This window comes from Thermomonas sp., from assembly GCF_029945965.1.
GTDB lineage: Bacteria > Pseudomonadota > Gammaproteobacteria > Xanthomonadales > Xanthomonadaceae > Thermomonas.
The window spans coordinates 1-2,053 of record NZ_JAQSDO010000017.1 but is presented as its reverse complement, the minus strand read 5'-3'; the positions used below and the strand labels follow the sequence as shown (position 1 = coordinate 2,053).

Here is a 2,053-nt window from a genome sequence, read left to right as displayed (position 1 = left end):
CTCGCATCTGTGGATTGACTTCCGCGGCATTCAAGACGCGTACATGCGCGGCAAGGGTATCGACTATTTCGAGAACAGCCGGCGAGCGATCTACGTGCAGCAGGAATACGCGGTGCGCAACCCGCTCGGATTCGAGGGCTATGGCAAATCCGCCTGGGGCCTCACCGCCAGCGACGGCCCCGGGCCAGAGTCTCGTCGGATCAACGGTGTTGACCGTAGCTTTTTCGGATACCGGGCGCGCGGCGTGCCCTACGGGCCCGACGATGGCACGCTCGCCCCGTGGGGTATCATCGCCTCGTTGCCGTTCGCGCCGGAGATCGCCCTCCCGGCGATTCGGCATTGTCAGGACGTGTATCCACAGATCCGGACCTCCTACGGCTTCGTCGGCAGCTTCAATCCCACCTACCCTTCGCAGTTCGGAGGCGCATCGGGCTGGGTATGCCGGGTGCATTACGCTCTCAATCAGGGGCCCAACATCTCGATGATCGAGAACTACCGTTCAGGTCTAGTCTGGCGGCTGATGCGGCGTTGTCCTTATGTCGTCGCAGGATTGCGGCGGGCGGGGTTTAGGAATGGCTGGTTATGATCGGCCATCTTCAGCCGGCTGCCGATCGCCAAGGGAGCGAGCGGTGAAGCGGCCCTAAGCAGTGGGCCATTAAGAAGACCGGTGGGCTGTCGGCTATAACGTCATAACTTTCCCGCTTGCGTCCTCTATCCGCTTCAGCTTGGGCCGAGCATTGCCGCGCTCGCCATGTCCGGCAGTTCGGCGCTTGTCGCGATCAACGCTCCGATGTTGAAGCGACCCAAGCTGACGGGCTTTCGCCACCAAAGTTCACCCGCTCGCTGAGATCAGTTTGAGACGTGCGTTGTATCGCATGGGGAACCTTCCAGGTCCCGGAGCGTTGCCACTTCAGATGCCGCCTGCTCGCCCGGCGCCGGGCAGTTTATCCCCCCTTGGGGCCGGTGTCTTGTATGTGGCGCGTCCTCGACCAGTCGAACAAACAATGGTGTCTACAATGCGCAGGATCGTTCTCGTCGCTCTGGCAGCCGGAATTGGCATGGCAGCGCCACTCGCCATCACTCATGCGCAAACCACTCCGCCGGGTAGCGTTCCCCCGACCGCAATGCAAGGCATGCAGCCGAAGATGAACCCAATGATGGCCGGCATGATGTCCAAGATGATGTCTGAGCACGGCAACATGATGATGCTCAAGCATACGGAAGGTTATCTGGCTTTCCTCAAAACCGAGCTTCAGATCACCGACGCACAGAGCGCGGCGTGGACAGGCTATGCCGACGCCGCCCGCAACGTGGCCAAAAAGGCGCGCGAAGCGATGCCTGCGATGCCCGCTATGGCTGCCATGCCCACGCCAGCAACTGCCTCGGGGGCGACGGCCATGCCTCCAATGCCAGCTATGCAAGTGAGCTGGCCTGACAAGCTCGCGGCAAGCGAGAAGGCTTCGACTGCACAGCTCGACGCGCTGAAGACGATGCGGCCCGTCGTTACTTCCCTGTATGGCGTCCTGACACCCGAGCAGAAAAAGAAGGCCGATGAACTGATGCCTAATCCGGCAGGCATGGGTATGTCCATGGGCATGTAATGAAGTGAAAACCGCCAGGCAATTGACCTGGATCGAGGCGGGCTGGGTGCCTAGCAGCCAATTTACGCCTAGACGCGAAGCCATCCAGGAGGCGATGTCATGACCGCAGGATCGATCCGTACGCCCGTCAACCTTGTTGCTCTGGGCACGGCGCTTTCTGTAACTCTCGTCGTCATCTACGTGGTCTGTGCCCTCGCTGCGATGGCATTGCCCAAAGCCCCCCTGGCGCACGGATGGCTTCAGCTCTTTTCGACGGCCCCGGTGGGTTCGCTCGAGAGTCTGGCCACGGGGATCGCCGGAAGCTTGGCATTCGCGTGGCTGTCGGCCGCCATTTTCACCCCGATCTACAATCGGCTGGTAGCCAACTGATGTCCGCCAACGGCGTTAAGAAATCCCGCGATCCAAAAGCGCCTGCACCCTATAAAGCCGCGCTTCGCTCGCTTCAGATCGAA

The 2,053-nt window shown here is 61.0% G+C and carries 3 protein-coding genes; all 3 read left to right on the top strand.

Annotation, left to right across the window (positions count from 1 at the left end; all coding sequences use genetic code 11):
- On the top strand, positions 1 to 586 hold a 586-nt coding region (locus tag PSV05_RS11950), incomplete at its 5' end, for a glucoamylase family protein (protein WP_300065522.1).
- A 472-nt stretch (positions 587 to 1,058) separates the two neighbouring features.
- On the top strand, positions 1,059 to 1,601 hold the full coding sequence (locus PSV05_RS11945) for a Spy/CpxP family protein refolding chaperone (RefSeq protein ID WP_300065520.1): 543 nt from the start codon (positions 1,059 to 1,061) through the stop codon (positions 1,599 to 1,601).
- A 99-nt stretch (positions 1,602 to 1,700) separates the two neighbouring features.
- Positions 1,701 to 1,970, top strand: a complete 270-nt coding sequence (locus PSV05_RS11940) for a hypothetical protein (protein WP_300065518.1) — start codon at positions 1,701 to 1,703, stop codon at positions 1,968 to 1,970.
- Positions 1,971 to 2,053 lie beyond the last annotated feature (83 nt).

Bases quoted from the DNA above. Each gene is read 5' to 3' on its own strand.
- PSV05_RS11940 (WP_300065518.1), top strand. From the start codon at position 1,701: ATGACCGCAGGATCGATCCGTACGCCCGTCAACCTTGTTGCTCTGGGC.
- PSV05_RS11945 (WP_300065520.1), top strand. From the start codon at position 1,059: ATGGCAGCGCCACTCGCCATCACTCATGCGCAAACCACTCCGCCGGGT.